Source organism: Streptomyces sp. NBC_01460, from assembly GCF_036227405.1.
Taxonomy (GTDB): Bacteria; Actinomycetota; Actinomycetes; order Streptomycetales; family Streptomycetaceae; genus Streptomyces.
In genome coordinates, this window is the sequence record NZ_CP109473.1 from 7,997,886 (window position 1) to 8,015,218 (window position 17,333).

The following is a 17,333-nucleotide window of genomic DNA, read 5'->3' on the forward strand; positions in this document are numbered from 1 at the left end:
ACGTTCAGTGCCGTGAACCGGCGAATTCCGTGCGGGCGTGTGGGCTACGTGGATAACCTCTTGCTCCCCGCGCCGATTCACGACAGCGGGACGGGCGTATTCACCGGAAGGTCGGGCCGTGTCGACCACTGACCCCACAGATTTCGTTCCCCCCGAGGACGAGGGCTTCTCGCGGGCCCACCGGGTCGAGACCCGGCGGGTCACTTCGGGCGTGCCGCCCGAACTGGCGGACCGCTTCTCCCTGCTCAGGGTCCTCCAGACCGCCGAGCGGCCCTCCCAGGCCGTGGTGTTGAGGGTGCGTGATCTGAGGAGCGGGGACCCCGACGTCCCGCTGGTGCTCAAGTGGTACCACCGCATGCATGCCCCCGGCCCCGATATCGGCCGGACACTGTTCGTGGCCGGGCGGGTCCCGCCAGGGGGGAGCACGCATCTGGAACACCTGCTGGAAACCGGACGTGCCGACGGGCACCCGTACCACCTGTACCGGTCGCACGGTGAGACGCATCTCGGTGACTACCAGCGGGAACACTCCGGTCCGATGGCCTTCGAGCAACTGGAAGCGGTCGTAGCCCAGTTGTACGACGCCGTGTCCTTCCTGCACGACGAGGAGGTCGTGCACCGGGACATCACCCCGGACAACATCATGATCCAGGCGCACGGGGGCAGTCCGGAAATCACGCTGATCGACCTCGGTGCGGCGGTGTACCGGCCCGACGAGTCGACCCGGTACGTCGACTGGCGGGGCAAGCCCCTCTATCTCGCCCCGGAAGCGGCGTCGCGGCTCCAGAGCGTCTCCCCTGAGGCGGACTGGTGGTCGGTGGGCATGGTCGTCGCCCAACTGGCCCTCGGCCGACCTCTCATGGACGAGCGGGAGGACAAGGCCGTCATGGAAGCACTCGCCACCCGGGATCCCGACGTCCACCGCCTGGACCACCGGCGTGTCCGCCTGCTCTGCACCGGGCTCCTGACGCGTGACCCGGAAAACCGGTGGGGCGCCCCGCAGGTGGAAACCTGGCTGGGCGGGGGGTCCCCTGACACCGCGCCCCGTGGGTCCGGGCCGGTGCGGGGGGCGGCGGACCCCGGCCCGGAGCCGGATCCCATCACCCCGTTCCCCTTCGTCGGTGAGCAGTTCATCCTGCGGGAGGCGCTGGCGAGGGCCCTCGACCACTACCACGTCGCTGCGGACCAGCTGCTGGACGACGACGGCCGAAGGTCCGAACTCGCGCGCTGGCTTTCCCAGTTCGCCGCCGAGGAGAGCGAGGCCGGGCGACGCGTCCTCGCCGGACTCCGCGAAGCCCTGGGGAGGGCGCCCACCCCCGATCTCACCACCCGGCTGATCAGCTGGCTGGGCCCCCGGCTCGAGGCCGGCTGCTGGGGGATGCCGCTCACCATCCGCGGCATCCGTGACCTGTCCTGGGCCGTCCGCCAGAACGACGGCGCGGCGGTTCAGCTGGCCGAACACCTGCGCAGGCACCCGGAGGTCCTCACCGCTCTGGCGCACCGCCCCATGGGCGAGGGACTGGACGAAACAGCCGCCCGCTGGCAGTCGCTGCGCACCGGGTGGCCCCATCTGGTCCGCGAACTGCTCGCCGGCCCCGACCTGCGGCGGCTGCCCCGGGTGCGGCACGTCCTGCGGCAGACGACCGCTGTGGACACCCTGCTCCTGGAACTCGCCCGTGAACCTGACCGCGTGGAGGCACGGCTGGCACACCAGGCGGCGAGGTTCGAGGACAGCCTCCCCCGGGGGGTGGAGGTCCCCTGGTTCAGCCGGTTGCTGCGGCCCGTCGACGACGACGGTCTGCACCGCCTGCGGCTCGTCGCCGCCCACCGGCTGACGGACCTGGCCGCCCAGGACGCCGACGCGCGCTACGAGAGACACCTGCAGGACGAGGCCGAACGGCAGCTGCGGGAGGACCAGGACGGAGTGATCGCCGTCCTGCAGTGGCTGGATCTGCCCGCCGCCCTGGGCTGGGCGCTGCTCGGAGCCACGCTGGTCACCTTTCCCTACACCTTCCTGATCGGACTGGCGGACGTGCTCGGCTGGGCATCCCAGGGCCAGGTGGTCGTCGCCTGGCTGTGGAGCCTCGGACTGACGCCCGCCGTCTTCGCCGCCGAACTGTTCACCGCGAACTGGATCCGCCCGCCCGCCTACCACCCGCGCCATTCCCTGGCGGGCTTGATCATCGAGCGTGCGGAGCGCCCTGCTTCCTTCGTCCTGGCCCGCAGGTCCCGCTGGATCCTCGGGGCCCTGGTGCTGCTCGCAGTGTGCGCGCTCGTCGTCGGGACGCTGATGTACGTGCCGTGGCTGTGGCCGGCGGTCTCCGCGGGCGCGGTGGTGGCATGGAGCGTCCGGCGGTGCCTGGCGTGGAGCCGGAGTGGGCGGGGGTACCGACGGCGCCGGGGACGCCACAACGGTGCGGCGGCCGCGGGAGGCCGGACCGTACCGCCGCAGCGGGGCGTCCCCGCAGCACCCGCCCCGTCGAACGGGGACACGTCAGGGGACCGGATGACAGGAGCCGGCCGGTGAGTGAGGCGTTCGCCCAGTTCCTGGAGACCGGGGTCATGCCGGGCCTGGACTTCGTCCCGCCGCCACCCCCACCCCTGCCCGACCCCAACGAGCTCGCCCACACCGGATCACTGCACCTGGACGGCACGGCGGAGGAAGTCGCCTCGCACCTGGGGGACCTGGCCTCCGAGGCCGCTCAGCAGGCGGCCGACGCCGCGCTCCAGGTCTTGGGCGCCCTCAGCGGGGCGCTGCTGGCCGGCCGGGCAGCGCTCGTGACCACCAAGGTGCTGGCCCGTGCGGCCGTTCGCGCGGCCGAGGAACAGCGTTGCCTGGAGCGACAGGAGAAGGCCTCCGCGGACGCGGCGGAGCAGTGGCGGAACGCGGCCTTCGCCGCCGCCCGCGCCAACGCCCGTCGCAGCGCGCTGGGGGCGCGGATCGCCCGGGCCGCGCGGACGGCGCCCGGCGACCCTCCGCCCCGCCCCGATCTGCCCGGCCCGCTGGACCCGGCCGCGAGCCGTCTGGGCGACTTCCGCCTCGAGCTGGTCCGCTTCGACCGGGCGCTGGAGGCCGCCGAGAAGGTCCACGCGGCCTGGGAGGCAGAGGCTCTCCTCGCCTCACTGGCCGGCATGGACGAAGAGGACGCCCCGGACTGGCAGGACGCGCTCCGGGCCCGGCAGGGCGCCATGGCCCGCGACCGGCCGGCCGCCCAGGACGCTCCCCTCCCGGTGCCCGAGCCATCGCGTGCGACCGGTGCGGCGGACGAGACCGCCGTCCGGGACCAGGGCGCCGACATCCTGGCCGCCCTCGACCCCCAGGCCGACGCCGAACTGGTCAGGATGGCCGCGGAGGCGGTGAGCCACGCGGCGGCACACGCCACCCGCCCCCAGCGGTCCCGTCGGCATCTGCGCGAGGCGCGGACCTTCGTGGCCGACGCCAACCGCAAGGCGTGGAAACTGCGCCGCGAGATCGAACAGGCGGCGGTGCAGCTCCACTTCCTGACCCTGCCCCTGCCCGAGGACCAGGACCTTCCCGATCCGGACCCCCAGGCCGTGGCCGCGCTGCGGAAGTGCGTCGACGACCACGTCCTTCCGACCTCCGGCGAGCGGGACCTGGTGGAGCGCAGCACGACAGCACGGTGCGCCGCCCTGGAGGCCCTCTACCTGAAGCGCCAGTGCACCGGCGTCCTGGCCCGGTTGGCCATGGACACGTCCGGCGACCTGCGCGTCAGCCACACCGAGGACCATGCCGTGACGCTCGACTGGACCCCCGGGGGCTGGGGCCCGGACCACTGGCTCAGGATGGAGCTGCGGGGGGAGACCGTCCAGGTTGTCACCATGCGCCTGGCGACCCGGCGGGAGCGGCGGTCCGAGGATCTGGATCGGGACGACCGGCGGTGCGCGGAAGCGGCCGAGCGACTGGACGAGTTCCGGGCACTGGCGGCGGAGGCCGGGCTCCCCCTGGCCTTCGAGATGCAGCGCGGCGAGGTGCTCGCGGGTACCCCCGTCGCACGGTCCGCGGCCGACGCGCGCGGCGGACGCGCCGCGTCCTCTGCTCCTGCGCCCCGGAAACACCGCACGGCGACCGGCCCCGGCGATACGTGACCGCCCGCTCACCCTTGCAGGCCCGCCGGGTCCCGCACTCCACGGAAGGTTCACCCATGGATCTGCAGAAGTCGAAGGTAGACGAACTGCCTCTGTTCGTACAGGAACTGACGGGCACGCTGGGCGTGCACTCCCAGTACGTCCTGTACGGAAACATCCACGATCTGCACCTGGTGCGCAGCAACGGCAGGGACCGGCACCACCCCTTGCTCGACGTGGTGTGGAACCCCCTGCTACGGATGGGCTACCAGGTCCTGGTGGGATGTGACCAGATCAACGGCCTCCGGATCCTCTACGCCGCTCCTGAGGTGGAGGAGGCCGCCAGGACCCTGTTGCCGCCACGGCAGTTCCCCGGGGCCGACGCGGCCCAGCAGGAGAAGGTGAGTGCCGACCTGCGGAACATCGCCTCCGGCTGGGCGGAGGAACGCAGCAGGGCGCGCGGCGACGGTGCGGGACTTCCGCCTCTGCGGGCCGCTCTGGTGGTCGAGCACGCCTCACGGCTGGTCCAGGACGTCACCCGGCTGACCCCGGACGAGCGGGACTTCTTCCTCTCCTGTCTGCAACTCGCCGACCTGGCGAAGCGGGTACGGGACCCGGGGCGCACGGATGGACGTGACCTGTTCAACCCGGTGATCTGGCTGGCCGAAGGGGAGCGTGACCTGCCCAACTGGTTCATCTCAGGGAGCGAGCGCATCCGGCCGATCGCGGTTCCCCAGCCTGACGCCGATGAACGCCGCCGTATGGCCGACCTCCTGCGCCGGGAATTCCGGGCCAGGCAGCGGACGTCAGCGGTGCCCTCCGGCGACGTCCTCCAGGAGGACAAGGAGGCTGTCGAGGCGGTGGCGCGGGCGGCCGGGGGGATGACGCTGAGGGCGATGCGGGAGAGTCTCGATCTGGCGCTGGACAGGGGCCTCGCGTTCCGCTCGATGTCCGACGCGGTCCGGATCTACCGCCTCGGCGTGGAGCGGAACCCCTGGAGCCGGGAGGAGGTTCGCCGGCGCATCCTGCGAGGTGAGGACCCGGACGACGAGCGCTCGGTCCCCCGGCGGGTGCTGGGCCAGGAGGCCGCCGTCGCCAGGACACTCGACATCCTCAAGCGCGCCGCGCTGGGCCTCTCCGGAGCCCAGGCGACCAGTCCCGGTCACCGGCCGCGCGGCGTCCTCTTCTTCGCGGGTCCGACCGGCACGGGCAAGACCGAACTGGCCAAGGCTGTGGCGGCGGTCCTCTTCGACAACGAGCAGGCGTATCTCCGCTTCGACATGAGCGAGTTCTCCTCCTCGCACGCCGCCGACCGGCTCGTCGGGGCGCCCCCTGGTTACGTCGGGTACGAAGCGGGCGGTGAACTCACCGCCGCGGTACGGCAGGATCCCTTCCGGGTCATCCTCTTCGACGAGATCGAGAAGGCCGACAAGGGGGTGCTGGACAAGTTCCTCCAGGTTCTGGAAGACGGCAGGCTCACCGATGGGCAGGGAGTCACCACTTACTTCAGCGAATGCGTGCTGATCTTCACCTCCAACCTCGGGGTGCAGCGCACCGACCCGCAGACCCAGAAGCGGGAGTGGGTCGTCGAGCCGGGCACGGAGTACTCCGAGCTGGAGGCGACGATCAAGAAGAATGTCAAGGAGCACTTCGAGCAGGTCATCGGCCGACCCGAGCTGATGAACCGGATCGGCGGCAACGTCGTGGTGTTCGACTTCATCTCCGAGGAAGTGGCGAAGGAGATCTTCGACCTCCAGGTGAGGAACATCCAGCGGCAGCTCGCGGCCGAGCACCGTGTAGTCCTGGAGCTCCGTGAGGACGCCCGCGCCACGCTGCTGCGCCGCTGCACCAACGACCCCTGGACGGGCGGGCGGGGCATCGGCATGGCGCTGGAGACCGACCTGATCAATCCGCTGGCCCGGGCGCTGTTCGCCGAGCCGGGCCTGGGCGCGGGTACCACCGTGGTGGTGGCCGGTGTCAAAGAGCTCCCGAACGGCCAGGTGGAGCTCCTGGTGGACTTCGGGAAGGAGGCCGTCAACCGGTGACGGCGAACGAACGCGACCAGGACGAGCAGGCCGGACCGGAGTTCGGTGCCGAGTCCGAGGACGACGGCTGGATCTCGCTGTCCGAGGAGCCCTTCACACGGTTCCGGTCCGAGGACGAGGGCCGGGACCGGGGTGCCGAAGGGCGCACCGCACCTCCACCGCCCCCAGGGGCTTCGCCGCCCTCCCCGGAGGACGGCGGCTGGGTCTCCGTCGCCCCCGGGACCGTGTTGCCTCCGCGTCCCGCCCGGGCCGGGAACGCGCATCCAGTCCGGGTGGAGAACGCACAACTTGCCCTCCAGTTCATCGGGTTGAACGGACAGCTGTTTCTGAGCCGCGGGCAGACCGTACGGCTGGGCCGCAGCAACTGGGCGACGCCGGAAGCGGCGGAGATCCTGGCGGACGAGTCCACGGTCTCCGGGCGGCACGCCAGCGTCGAGTACGCCGAGGACGGCACGGTCTGGCTGACCGAGGTGACGGAAGGCTCCACCAACGGCACCCGCGTCAACCAGCATCAGGTCCTCACTCCCGGAGCCGGCCTGCGCATCCGCACCGGGGACACGGTCTGGCTCGGCCCGCACATCAACTTCCTGGTACGTGGTGGCGGCCCCCGGCCCGGCCCGGACGACACCGGCCAGCCGCCCGGCGTCTGAAAGGCCCTCCGGGCCCGGGGAACGGAGGGCGAGCAGTGCGGAGAGCCGGTGAACATGACGAAGCAGGACTCAGCCCCATGTGCAGTGCCGGGACGAGCAGTCGCTCCAACTTCTGATCGTGGGGGCGAGCGAGGTAGGGAGTGAGGGCAGCTTCCTTTCCGAAGTCGGTCCGGACCACGCGCGCTGTGCTCTCAGCGGCGTCGTCCGAGTCGGTCGTCAGGAACGGGGCCTGCTGCACTTCGAGCAGAGCCGGCCCCGCGACCCTGTCGCCGCCCTGACTGACGGACGAGGCCGCAGACGCGCCGGGAGCGGCAACCACCGGTGGTCGCGTGGCTTTGTGCCAAAGATTTCGGAGCTGCTCGCAGGTCTCCGGGTTTGCGTCTGCGGCCGTCGCGATGGCCGTCACGGTTCGCAGGCTCGGTGCCCGGTGCGGTTGATCAGTTGTGGTCCGCCTCGTAGTGTCCAGGTTTTACGGCGGCTGCTGGAGACCTACCGCGGTTGAGTACAAACGGTGGAGGCGTGGGGTGCGCAGATGGAGCTGCGAGCCATGCAGCGCCGCAAGCGTGAAGCGACCATCAAGGCCCGGCAGGCCCGCCGGATGGAAAGCCAAGCCCTTCTACGGCTACGAGTACATACGGCGGGCTCCCACGGCGTCCGTGGCCCTCCACGGCCACGCCTCTACGGTCATTCGGAACGCTGCTCGAAGGATTCTTTCCGACCCCGAACGGATCACGCTGTCTTCGGAGGCGCGGACATCGACCTGCACACGGTGACCAAGAGCCAACTCGTCGAAGGCCTCGCCCGGCACGGCCTGTCGTTCGACCGCCACCTGCGGCACATGGACGAGCCCGTCCTGCCCTGGCACACCCTCAACCACGGCCATATCACTGCCGAGGAACAACTGGCCACCTCCCCCTACGAGCGCGAGAGCACCCGCGGGTGAACGGCTTCCCCCTCCACCCGGGCAAGCACACCCTGCCCGCCGTACCCGCTCGGCCGAACACGCCACGTACGTCCGCACCACCGACCTGGAAGCGGACCTCTCCACGCTCGACGGAGTGGCCCTTCTCCACCAGGGGCGGCTGCTGACCGCACACCCAGGCGGCACCATTCTCGTAGCCGAGCGGGCGAGGCTGTCGAGGTCGGCGCGGTCGGCGCGGTCGGCATCATGAGGATCGGTTCGCGCAGCCCTTGCTCGCTGATCCGGCCGGCATGTGACTCGACGGCCTGTCGGCAATGCGACGCGTACCGGCGATACGTGGCGTACCTGGCTTATATCGCCGTAACGGGCGTGATGTACGTGTCAGTCCACTTCCAGGGCGTCCAGGGCCAGCGTGTGGGCGATCGCGAGGCGGCGGTCGATGTCGGGCGCGAAGATCTCAAGTACGTACCGGGTGTGCAGCCCCAGCTTCTTGGTGACGGTCATCAGAAGCTTGCCGCTCTCGGTGTACTTGAAGCGGTACGGCCAGATGAACGGCACGTATTCGAGATAAGGCACGAACTCCCAGACGAACCGGACGAAGGCCACCACCCGGCTGCGCTCGCGGCCGGTCAGCTTCATCGTCCCCGGCTGCCGCACCTGCCATGTCCTGCGGAGGAAAGACGCGCCCGCGTCCTCGTAGAACGACCCGAAGGACTGGCCCGAAGCGTCCCGCACGTCGTACATGTAGCCCACTTCGTGGTCGCGGCCCTTGAAGGCGGCGAGAACGGACTTCCTGGACGCGTCCGTATAGACGGTCACCTGCCCCCTGAGCGACAGCCGCTTCTCGCGTGCGTAGGCGACGGGCTCGCCCTCGGAGCCGTCCGGCCGGGCCACGCTCACCACGTACTCGCCGGCCGTGAGGCTCAATGTCTTCTTGATGACGAAGGTGTCGTGGGACTGGATGTCCGGTGCTTCCGCGGGGGTGGGGGCCAGGGTTGGGGCGGGGGTGGCCTTGGTGAGGCCGACGGCGGTCTTGTCCTGCTCCGCGCCTGTTCCTGTATTCGACTCCGTGCCCGTGCTGTCCATGTGGCATCTCCCGTTGTCCCCGTGTCCCCGTTTTGGTCCGTCCATCGTCGGCCGCACGACCGGCCCGGCGCAGTCTCCGGAAGTCGCGATCCCGGGCGACGAAAGGTGTCGACTTTCGTCGTACGGTGGCACGACGCTCGGCCGATGCGCGCGTTCTTCCGGGGGCCTACCGTCGGTCCGGTGTATGCGGACAGGGAAGTGGATGTGGATGTGAGGGCGGGTACGGATGTGGGAGATCGACGGGTACGTTCCGCCGGGCTCGCCGTTCGGGGCCTCCGGCGGCGGTTGACCGGCGGTGTGCTCTGGAGCCCCGCCCGCATCGTCGGGGAGGCGGTGCTCGCCGTCACCCTCGCCGGGCTCGCCACGGGCATCGGCGCGTGGGTGGACACGTTCGGGGCGCGCACCGTCCTCCTCGCCGGGGCGATGGCCCTGCTGGCGCCCGCGCGCCACGCGCTGCCCGCGACCGCCCTGATCCTCTCCGCCCCGCTGGCCGGGGGGTGGAATGTCATGGCCTCCGTGCTGCTGGTCTGCGCCGCCTGGTCGGCGGGGCGGCGGATCACGGAACCCTGGCGGGTGGCCGCCGCGTTCGGGGCCGCGTGTGTGCTCCACACCGTCCCGGGCGTGTACCACGACATCACCTCGGGGGCCGCTCCTGTGCTGCCCGTCATCCTCGGGTGGAACGTCGTGACATTCCTGACCCTGGCCGTGGTGCCGGCCCTCGTCGGCCGCTATCGGGACCAACGGCGTCGGCTGCTCGACGCGTTGTGGCAGAACAACGAGCAACTCAGGCGCGAGCAGGCGATGGTGGCCCGCGAGGCGCGGTTGCTGGAGCGCAACCGCATCGCTCATGACATGCACGACAGCCTCGGCCACCAGCTCGCCCTGATCTCCGTGCACGCGGGCGCCCTCCAGGTCGACCCGGAGCTGACCGGGAACCAGCGGGAGGCCGTACGGATCCTCCGGGGTGCCTCCGTCACCGCGATGGCGGAGCTGCGGGCGGCGGTGGGGGTGCTCCACGACGAAGCGGAGTATCGGGAGCAACAGAACGAGCAGCAGTACCAGGGGCATCAGCCCCACCAGGGGAATCAGGGGGAGATTTCCTACCGGGAGTACGGGGAGCACCAGGGGCGCCGGCGGCAGCCGGTGGGCGGCGGTGCCTCGGTGCCGTACGTGCCCCGTACCACCGCCGCCATCGACGGCCTGGTCGAGTCGTCCCGGGGCGCGGGCACGGCGGTGTCGCTGGACCGGAGCGGTGTCCGGCGGCCGTTGGCGCCCGCCGCCGACCACGAGGCGTACCGCATCGTCCAGGAGGGGCTGACCAACGCCCACAAGCACGCGCCGGGCGCCCCGATACGCCTTGCCCTGCGGTACGAACCGGACAGCCTGGTCGTGGAGGTCACCAACGGGCCCGTGCCGGGCGGAGCGCCCGAGGTGCCGCCGGAGATCAGCGGCGGCCAGGGGTTGAAAGGGGTGCGCGAGCGGGTCGGCCGGGTCGGCGGCATGGTGCACACCGGGCCCACCGAGGACGGCGGCTTCCGGATCGCGGGGATGCTGCCGTACGGGGAGGAGAGCAAGGCGGGAAGCGGGGCGGTGAGCCTCGGGGGACACGGGGCGGGGAACGGTGCCCGGGGCGCGGGGCCGTGCGGCGCGACCTCCGTCGTACCGGCTGGCGACGTTCGGGGGCAGCGGCGTCCGGGGGCGGTGGGCGACGGTGGAACGGTCATCAACGGGGCCGATCCACAGAGGGAGTTCACCACCACTATGAGTACCAGGAAGAACGTCGCCATCGGCTGCGCCGTCACCGCCGTCGTCCTCGTCGCGGGCGTCATCGGCCTGGGCGTCTGGGGAGTGGGCGTCATGACGGAAGAGGTGAAGAAGGCGGACATCTCGCCGAGCGTCTACGAGGAGGCGAAGGTCGGGGACGCCGAGGCGGACATCCAGGCCAGGCTCCCCGAAGAGGACTCGTGGCTCACCTCGGACCTGGCGGACCAGGGGCCCAAGCTGCCCGAGGGAGCGACGTGCCGACACTTCACCTCCAAGGACGACCGGGGGGTCGACGCCCTCACCGTCTTCCGGTTCTGCTTCCAGGGCGGGAAGTTGGTCTCCAAGGAGACGTACAAGGCGAAGTGATGCCGGGCTCCGTGCGGCGGGTCGGCCCCTACAGGGCATGATGGCGGGGCCACTCCGTCCGTTCTCCTTGACTACGTCATGATCGACACCGCGCAGGAGGCTGTGTGATCCGGGTCCTCGTCGCCGACGACGAGCCGCTCATCAGGGCCGGCATCAGAATGATCCTCACCTCGGCCGACGACATCGACGTGGTCGCCGAGGCCGGGGACGGCCGCGAGGCGGTGGAGAAGGCCCGGGGCGGCGGGGTCGACGTGGCGCTGCTGGACATTCAGATGCCGGTGATGGACGGGCTGACGGCGCTGGTCGAGCTCGGCCGCGCCACGCCGAAGGTACGGGTCCTGATCCTCACCACCTTCGGCGAGCGGGACAACGTACTGCGGACGCTAGGCCACGGCGGTGCGGGGTTCCTGCTGAAGGACTCCGCGCCCGGCGAGCTGATCCAGGCGGTGCGGGCCGCGGCGGCGGGCAACGCGTATCTCTCACCCGCGGCCACTCGGCATGTGGCGGACGCGCTCTCCGCCACCGGGGCCACCACGCGCGGGGAGGCCGCGCGGCGCCGGCTCGACGGGCTCACCACCCGGGAGCGCGAGGTGTTGGCGCTGCTCGGGGAGGGGCTCTCCAACGCGGACGCGGGGCGGCGGCTGCATATGAGCGAGGCCACGGTGAAGACGTACGTCAGCCGCATCCTCACCAAGCTCGACTGCGACAACCGAGTCCAGGCCGCCCTACTCGCTCGCGACGCAGGGTTCCAGCCGGGGGGACTTCAGCCCGGCGGGCACTGACCGGACGGAGCTACCAAGCCCGTTGACCAAGGGTGAACGCCGTACGGTGGATTCCCGGACGCTCCTGGACCAAGATCAGACAACTCGTAATGCATAGGTCTCGGGTTGGGGCTGAGCCGTGTGTGTCCGACTCATCGGCGGCCGGCGCTGTCGACTGCTTCGGTCAGCCCCTGTGCCCCGTTGAGGAGCAAATCATCCAGGAAGTTGAGGATGTCTGAGCGGCGGGGGCGGTGCCGGCTTGAGCGTAGGCGCGGACCAGTATCTCGCCGATGTGGTGTGCGTCTGCTGCTGCACGGGCGGAGACGCCGAATTTGTCTGCTTCGCCAGCCGGCCTCGGAGCCACCGGTCTCCCTTGCCGCTGGACAGTTCCCCATCCTCGCCGTGTGCGTGATGCGCAGAATGTCGCCGTACTCGCCAGCGCGGACAGCTACGTGCTCGGGGACCTCAGAAACTTGCCGACGGCTCTGGAGCGACCGCTACGGTGTGTCCTTTACGGCGGCTGCTGGAGGCCTACCGCGGTTGAGGACGGACGGCGGAGGCACGCGTGCGTGGTGCGGCGGAGACAGTGATCGAACGGGCCTGCGGCGCATGCGGACGTTGCCTGGCCGGCGTCCGCCGCCTGTCTCAACGTCTTCCCCCGAGCGCCGGCGTGAAGACGTGCTTGCCGCAGTCAAGACTGTGGGCGGGCACGTCATCGCGTGGGCGGACGGCCGGGAGGTATCGGGCGCTACCGACCCGATGACGCGGCTGAAGCCGGGACCTCGGTCCGAGGGGAGAGGGCCCGTACCAGGGCATCGCCGATGCCGCGGCGGACCGTCTCGGCCGTGACGGGCCCTGGAACCTCGACGATCCGAACGACGAGAATCACTCCACCATGGAAGCCGGGGCGCTCGGATGGAGCTGCGTGCCATGCAGCGCCGTAATCGCGATGCGACGGTCACAGCCCGAGCCGCAGGACAGGTCAACCTGGTGCCTGAAGCCGAGCAGTGATTGGCTCGGGATCCTGTCCTAGTTCTGAAGTGGTGTCCCGTACGTGGCATCAAGCACCAGAGCGAGCAGCCGGTCGGGCTGTTGGGCGTCGTGGCCGCGAGCCGTGGACAGCGCAATCCCGACGACAAGTTGGACCAGGTCGTCGGCGGTCAGGTCGGCGCGCGCCGTTCCCCGCCGCTGGGCCTGGGCAAGAAGATCGGCTGCCGTGTCCAGGATCAGCCGATGACAGTCGAGCCCCAGCGCGCCCGACTCTTCGACCAGCAACGCGCCCCCCAGCCCTTGGTTGGCCCTGGCGTGGACGAGGAACGCGCGCAGCCATTGCGTCAGCGCGCCGTCGGCGGATTCCGAGGAGGACAGCGTCTCGGCAAGCTCGCACAGCGTCTCGATCCGGTCCCTGAGGACCGCGGTCAGCAGGGCGGAGCGGTTCGGGAAGTGACGGTACAAGGTCCCCGGGCCGACGCCGGCTCGGCGGGCGACCTCGTTGAGGGACGCCTCTGGCCCGGCTTCGGCGAATACTTCCTGCGCCGTGGCGATGAGACGTTCCCGGTTGAGTCGCGCATCGGTACGCCGCGGTCGTCGCGCGGGGACGTGCCCGTGTGTGGTCGTCATCGTCCCGTCTTCCGGTCGAGTGCAGGGTAGTTGAGCGGAGCGCCTCTCCGTATAGTAGCGTCAGCTAAGCGGAGAGGCTCTCCGGAATTCTTGGACTGAGGAGCACGGATGACGGACAGCCGGCGGATCGAGCTGGGACGAGTCGGGATCTGGACCTTCGCCTACGAGGGGCAGCCTGCCGGGCGGGTACGGGAATCTGCCGCGGAGATCGAGGAGTTGGGTTATGGGGCCATCTGGTACGGGGAGGCGTTCGGCCGCGACACAGTGGGTCAAGCGTGGCTGTTACTGTCGGCGACACAGCGCGTCGTCGTCGCTTCCGGCATCGCCAACATCGCGTTCCGGGACCCGATCGCCACCGCTACCGCGGCACGTGCGCTGGGCGAGGCGTTCCCCGGACGGTACGTACTCGGCCTGGGCGGACACCGCGTCGACGACACCGTCCACGAACTGGACGGCTACCCCGTACCGGCCCGCGGCAGAGCGGTGACCACTATGCGCGCCTACCTGCAGGCCATGGATGCGGTACCGGCCCACGGCCCCATAGCGGATCCGGCTCCGCGCCGCGTACTGGCCGCGCTCGGTCCGAAGATGCTTCAACTGGCCGCCGAACACACCTGGGGCGCACACCCCTACTTCGTGTCCACCGAGCACACCGAACAGGCGCGCCAGATCATGGGACCGAACGCCTTCCTCGCTGTGGAACAGGCAGTGGTGCTCGACACCGACCTGAGCCGTGCCCGCCAGGTGGCCACGGCGCACGTGGCCGGCTACCTTGCAGCACCGCATCAGGAAGCGAACGTTCGACGACTCGGCTTCAACGACGAGGACATCGTCGGCGGGCCGAGCCGCCGACTGGTGGATGCCATCGTTGCCTACGGGGATGTGGAAGCAATCCGCCGACGCGTTCGGGAGCACCTATACGCAGGAGCTGACCACGTCTGCCTGCAAGTGCTCACCGCCGACACCACCTCTCTGCCCGAGCGCGAGTGGCGCGATCTTGCCGCCGCTCTCCTGTCTCACCACACAGCATGAGTGAGTCCCGCCTCTGCAGAAGCGAGCCGTACGTGGGCGCCCACGTGCCTTGACGGGTAGGTGAAACGTGGACTGTGGGCAGGGCCCGTGCCGACTGGGCCTGCTTCTCACACAGGGCATGTCCGGCAGTTCCCCGGTCCCTGGTTTCAGGAGCAACGGAGGGCGTCGTCCGCGAGGCGGACATCTTCGGCGAACGCCGACCGGGACTGTCCTGGCCGGAGCAGGCGGGGCGCAGAGGTCAGCCGCGCGTTCCGGCCGGGCATGGTCGGAGAATCAGGCGTCCGTGTCGGAGTGGGTGGCGGTCAGGACGAGTACGGCCTGGTCGTCGTCGATGTCGCGGCCGCCGGTGAAGGCGTGGACCGCGGCGGTGAGGGCGTCCAGGACGGCTGGGGCTCGCTGCGGTGAAGGGGTGAGGGCTTGGTTGAGACGGTCCTCGTCGAACAGTTCGTCCGCGCCGTTGCGGGCTTCGGTGATGCCGTCGGTGTAGAGGACCAGGCTCTGCCCGGGGGTGAGGCTGATGCGGCGAGAGTCCAGGCGAGGGTCTGGCAGCACACCGAGGAGTGGGCCGTCGCTGTCGACGGGGTGTGTGCCGTCTGCGGTGAGGTGCAGGGGGAGGGTGTGGCCGGCGCGGACGAGTTCGATGTCCAGTCCGGCCTCGGTCGGGGTGAAGTGGCCGTAGACGAGGGTGACGAAGCCGGTGCCGTGGCTGCCGTGCCGTTTGATCAGGGCGTGGTTGACGGCCTGGACGACGGCCTCGGGGCCGGGCAGGAACGAGGCGACGGCCCGCGCGGTGTGGCGGACCAGGGCGGTGGTGGTGGCGGCCAGCGCGCCGCGCCCACAGACGTCACCGAGCATGAAGGCCCAGCTGCCGTCCTCCAGGGGGAAGACGTCGTAGAAGTCCCCGCCGATTTCCAGCCCTTCACCGGCGGGATGATAGTAGGTGGCCAGCTCCGCGCCGGGCAGGGTGGGCAGGTCGGGCAGCAGAAGCCCGGCCTGCAGGTCGCGGGCCAGGGTGGCGCGCTGGGTGTACTGGCGGGCATTGGCGGCGGCGGTGGCGGCGCGGCGGGCGAGTTCCTCCGCCAGGGCGACGGTGTGCCCGTCGAAGACCTGATCGCCGGTGGTCAGCAGGGTCAGGGTGGCGAAGGTCTGGCCGCGATCGGTCAGCGGTACGCACAGGTAGCCGGTGACATCCAGGTCCTGCCAAGGGCCGGGCCCGGTGGGGGTGCGGCGGGCCACTTCGGTCAGCGAGGATGCCAGCACGCGGGCCACCGCGTCGTCGTCGGCGTCGTAGACCGGGATGTGCGCGGCCAGCAGCCGCTGTTCGTCCTCGGTCGGGCCGGCGGTGGCGATACGGCGTACCCGTCCTTGCTCGATGACGTCGACGGCGCACAGCGGGGCCAGGGCCGGCACGCACAGGGCGGCCAGCCGCTCCAGGGTCTGGGCGTAGTGGAGATCGGAGCTCAGGGCGGTGCTGGCCTTGAGGAGGAACGCCAGTTCGTCGCGGGCTGCCTTCTCCCGCGCCTCGGCGGCCAGCCTGGCCTCCTCGGCACGGTGGCGCTCGATGGCCAGTGCAGCGGTGTCGGCGAAGACGCCGGCGAGCGCGAGGTCGGTCTCGACGGGAGCGCGTGGGACGCGGTGGTACATCGCGAAGGTTCCCAGCAGCTGTCCGTCGCGGGCGAGGATGGGGGTGGACCAGCAGGCGGCGAGGTCGGCGCGTTCGGCCAGGTCGCGGAAGTCGTCCCAGTACGGGTCGGTGGCGATGTCGGTGACTATGACCCGCTGCCGGCGATGCGCGGCGGTGCCGCAGGATCCGATGCCGTCACCGGTGGCGATGCCGTCGATGGCCTGGTTGTAGAAGGCGGGCAGGCTCGGGGCGGTGCCGTGGCGCAGGTGAAGACCGTCTTCGTCGGCAAGGAGAACCGAGACCAGCACTCCTGGCGAAAGGTCTTCGATGGCCTTGGCCATGCCCTCCAGGACGTCCTCCAGGGGGGCCTGTCGGGCGATCTGCTCCAGCAGGGCACGGTGTTCGGCGGTCAGCCGCTGGGCGTGGTTGACCTGGGTGGTCTCCACTCCGATCATCCGCACCCCCATGACGTTGCCACCCTCGTCACGGCGGGGCTCGTAGGTGAAGTCGAAGAACGCCTCACGCAGCCGCGTTCCCTCGCCCAGCAGTACCCGTGCGTTGCGTCCTGTGTAGGGCTGGCCGGTGCGGTAGACACGGTCCAGGAGGGTGAAGAAGCCCTGCTCGACGAGCTCGGGCATCAACTGTCCCAGCGGCAGCCCGGTGCGTTCCGCCGCGCGGCCGACAGCGGTGAAGAAGGCCGGGTTCGCGGACTCCAGCAGGTGGGCCGGGCCCGCCATCGAGGCGAACAGGGCGGTCGACTCACCGAACAGCGCGCGCAGATCCGCTTCGTCGGCAGACGCCGCCGCCCCGGGACCTCGCAGTACGGCCGGCAGCTCTGGTGTGCTGGTCATCCCACCCCCCTTCCCCGAACGACGGTTCCCTCACCGGCATCGGCCACCTTGTCACGCCCGCTCCGGGCGACGGCAAGAGCATCCCCGGTGCTGGTGTGCACGGGAATCACCCCGTCCAGCCCGGTGAGGGAGAAGGCCTTGGCCACCGACGCCGGTGCCGCAGCCAGCCGCAGCCGTCCCCCCTGGGCCGACAAGCGCTGGTAAAGACGGACCAGACCGCCGATCCCGGAAGAGTCGCAGAAGGACAGGGAGGCGCAGTCGACCACCACCAATGGCGGCGTGGGCCGCGGGGCCAGCGCCGCATCCGCTGCCTCGTCCAGCTGCACCACGCTCTCGACGTCGAGATCTCCTCGCAGCTGGAGCACCACAGCTCCCGTCGGCACCGGCCTGACCTGAACCGAAAACACCTGCCGCCACGCCTCCCGCCGCCAAGACACTGAGGACCTCATCGTAGAAGCGCCCTTCCCGGCCGGAGAAGCCACCCCGGTCGGCAGGCGGCCGGAATCCGCAGCGTCGGACAAGGCGG

Annotated in this window: 12 protein-coding genes; 8 read left to right on the plus strand and 4 right to left on the minus strand. The window is 70.6% G+C overall.

Annotation, left to right across the window (positions count from 1 at the left end; all coding sequences use genetic code 11):
* Positions 1 to 118: 118 nt before the first annotated feature.
* The 5 genes from OG488_RS35665 to OG488_RS35685 all read left to right on the plus strand — a co-directional run bounded on the left by OG488_RS35665 (position 119) and on the right by OG488_RS35685 (position 7,724).
* Positions 119 to 2,527, plus strand: coding sequence for a protein kinase domain-containing protein (locus tag OG488_RS35665; protein ID WP_329236891.1), 2,409 nt, complete (start codon positions 119 to 121; stop codon positions 2,525 to 2,527).
* The gene (locus tag OG488_RS35670; protein ID WP_329236894.1) at positions 2,524 to 4,107 is read left to right on the plus strand and encodes a hypothetical protein; all 1,584 of its coding nucleotides are present in this window, start codon (positions 2,524 to 2,526) and stop codon (positions 4,105 to 4,107) included. The genes OG488_RS35665 and OG488_RS35670 overlap by 4 nt, the downstream gene beginning before the upstream one ends.
* A gap of 56 nt (positions 4,108 to 4,163) precedes the next feature.
* Positions 4,164 to 6,131: an AAA family ATPase gene (locus OG488_RS35675; RefSeq protein ID WP_329236897.1), complete on the plus strand. Its 1,968-nt coding sequence runs from the start codon at positions 4,164 to 4,166 to the stop codon at positions 6,129 to 6,131.
* The gene (locus OG488_RS35680) at positions 6,128 to 6,781 is read left to right on the plus strand and encodes an FHA domain-containing protein (RefSeq protein WP_329236900.1); all 654 of its coding nucleotides are present in this window, start codon (positions 6,128 to 6,130) and stop codon (positions 6,779 to 6,781) included. The genes OG488_RS35675 and OG488_RS35680 overlap by 4 nt, the downstream gene beginning before the upstream one ends.
* A gap of 769 nt (positions 6,782 to 7,550) precedes the next feature.
* Positions 7,551 to 7,724: a hypothetical protein gene (locus tag OG488_RS35685; RefSeq protein ID WP_329236903.1), complete on the plus strand. Its 174-nt coding sequence runs from the start codon at positions 7,551 to 7,553 to the stop codon at positions 7,722 to 7,724.
* 360 nt (positions 7,725 to 8,084) lie between these two features.
* Here OG488_RS35685 and OG488_RS35690 read toward each other — a convergent pair whose 3' ends face one another.
* The gene (locus OG488_RS35690) at positions 8,085 to 8,789 is read right to left on the minus strand and encodes a hypothetical protein (protein ID WP_329236907.1); all 705 of its coding nucleotides are present in this window, start codon (positions 8,787 to 8,789) and stop codon (positions 8,085 to 8,087) included.
* Positions 8,790 to 9,086: 297 nt separating this feature from the next.
* Here OG488_RS35690 and OG488_RS35695 point away from each other — a divergent pair, with 297 nt between their 5' ends.
* Together OG488_RS35695 and OG488_RS35700 are read left to right on the plus strand one after the other, a co-directional pair.
* On the plus strand, positions 9,087 to 10,919 hold the full coding sequence (locus tag OG488_RS35695) for a sensor histidine kinase (protein WP_329236910.1): 1,833 nt from the start codon (positions 9,087 to 9,089) through the stop codon (positions 10,917 to 10,919).
* A 104-nt stretch (positions 10,920 to 11,023) separates the two neighbouring features.
* A complete protein-coding gene (locus OG488_RS35700; protein WP_329236913.1) occupies positions 11,024 to 11,701 on the plus strand; it encodes a response regulator transcription factor in 678 nt (225 codons plus the stop codon).
* A gap of 1,008 nt (positions 11,702 to 12,709) precedes the next feature.
* On the opposite strand, the gene OG488_RS35705 is transcribed toward OG488_RS35700, so the two are convergent.
* Positions 12,710 to 13,300: a TetR/AcrR family transcriptional regulator gene (locus tag OG488_RS35705; RefSeq protein ID WP_329236916.1), complete on the minus strand. Its 591-nt coding sequence runs from the start codon at positions 13,298 to 13,300 to the stop codon at positions 12,710 to 12,712.
* 108 nt (positions 13,301 to 13,408) lie between these two features.
* Here OG488_RS35705 and OG488_RS35710 point away from each other — a divergent pair, with 108 nt between their 5' ends.
* The gene (locus OG488_RS35710) at positions 13,409 to 14,332 is read left to right on the plus strand and encodes a TIGR03620 family F420-dependent LLM class oxidoreductase (protein WP_329236919.1); all 924 of its coding nucleotides are present in this window, start codon (positions 13,409 to 13,411) and stop codon (positions 14,330 to 14,332) included.
* A gap of 273 nt (positions 14,333 to 14,605) precedes the next feature.
* On the opposite strand, the gene OG488_RS35715 is transcribed toward OG488_RS35710, so the two are convergent.
* Positions 14,606 to 16,807, minus strand: a complete 2,202-nt coding sequence (locus tag OG488_RS35715) for a SpoIIE family protein phosphatase (protein WP_329236922.1) — start codon at positions 16,805 to 16,807, stop codon at positions 14,606 to 14,608.
* Positions 16,804 to 17,256 carry an STAS domain-containing protein gene (locus OG488_RS35720; RefSeq protein WP_329239240.1) on the minus strand — a complete coding sequence of 151 codons (453 nt, stop codon included), beginning with the start codon at positions 17,254 to 17,256 and terminating at the stop codon, positions 16,804 to 16,806. Before OG488_RS35720 ends, OG488_RS35715 begins: the two co-directional genes overlap by 4 nt.
* Positions 17,257 to 17,333 lie beyond the last annotated feature (77 nt).

Bases quoted from the DNA above. Each gene is read 5' to 3' on its own strand.
- OG488_RS35675 (WP_329236897.1), top strand. From the start codon at position 4,164: ATGGATCTGCAGAAGTCGAAGGTAGACGAACTGCCTCTGTTCGTACAG.
- OG488_RS35690 (WP_329236907.1), bottom strand. From the start codon at position 8,789: ATGGACAGCACGGGCACGGAGTCGAATACAGGAACAGGCGCGGAGCAG.
- OG488_RS35705 (WP_329236916.1), bottom strand. From the start codon at position 13,300: ATGACGACCACACACGGGCACGTCCCCGCGCGACGACCGCGGCGTACC.
- OG488_RS35710 (WP_329236919.1), top strand. From the start codon at position 13,409: ATGACGGACAGCCGGCGGATCGAGCTGGGACGAGTCGGGATCTGGACC.
- OG488_RS35715 (WP_329236922.1), bottom strand. From the start codon at position 16,807: ATGACCAGCACACCAGAGCTGCCGGCCGTACTGCGAGGTCCCGGGGCG.
- OG488_RS35720 (WP_329239240.1), bottom strand. From the start codon at position 17,256: ATGAGGTCCTCAGTGTCTTGGCGGCGGGAGGCGTGGCGGCAGGTGTTT.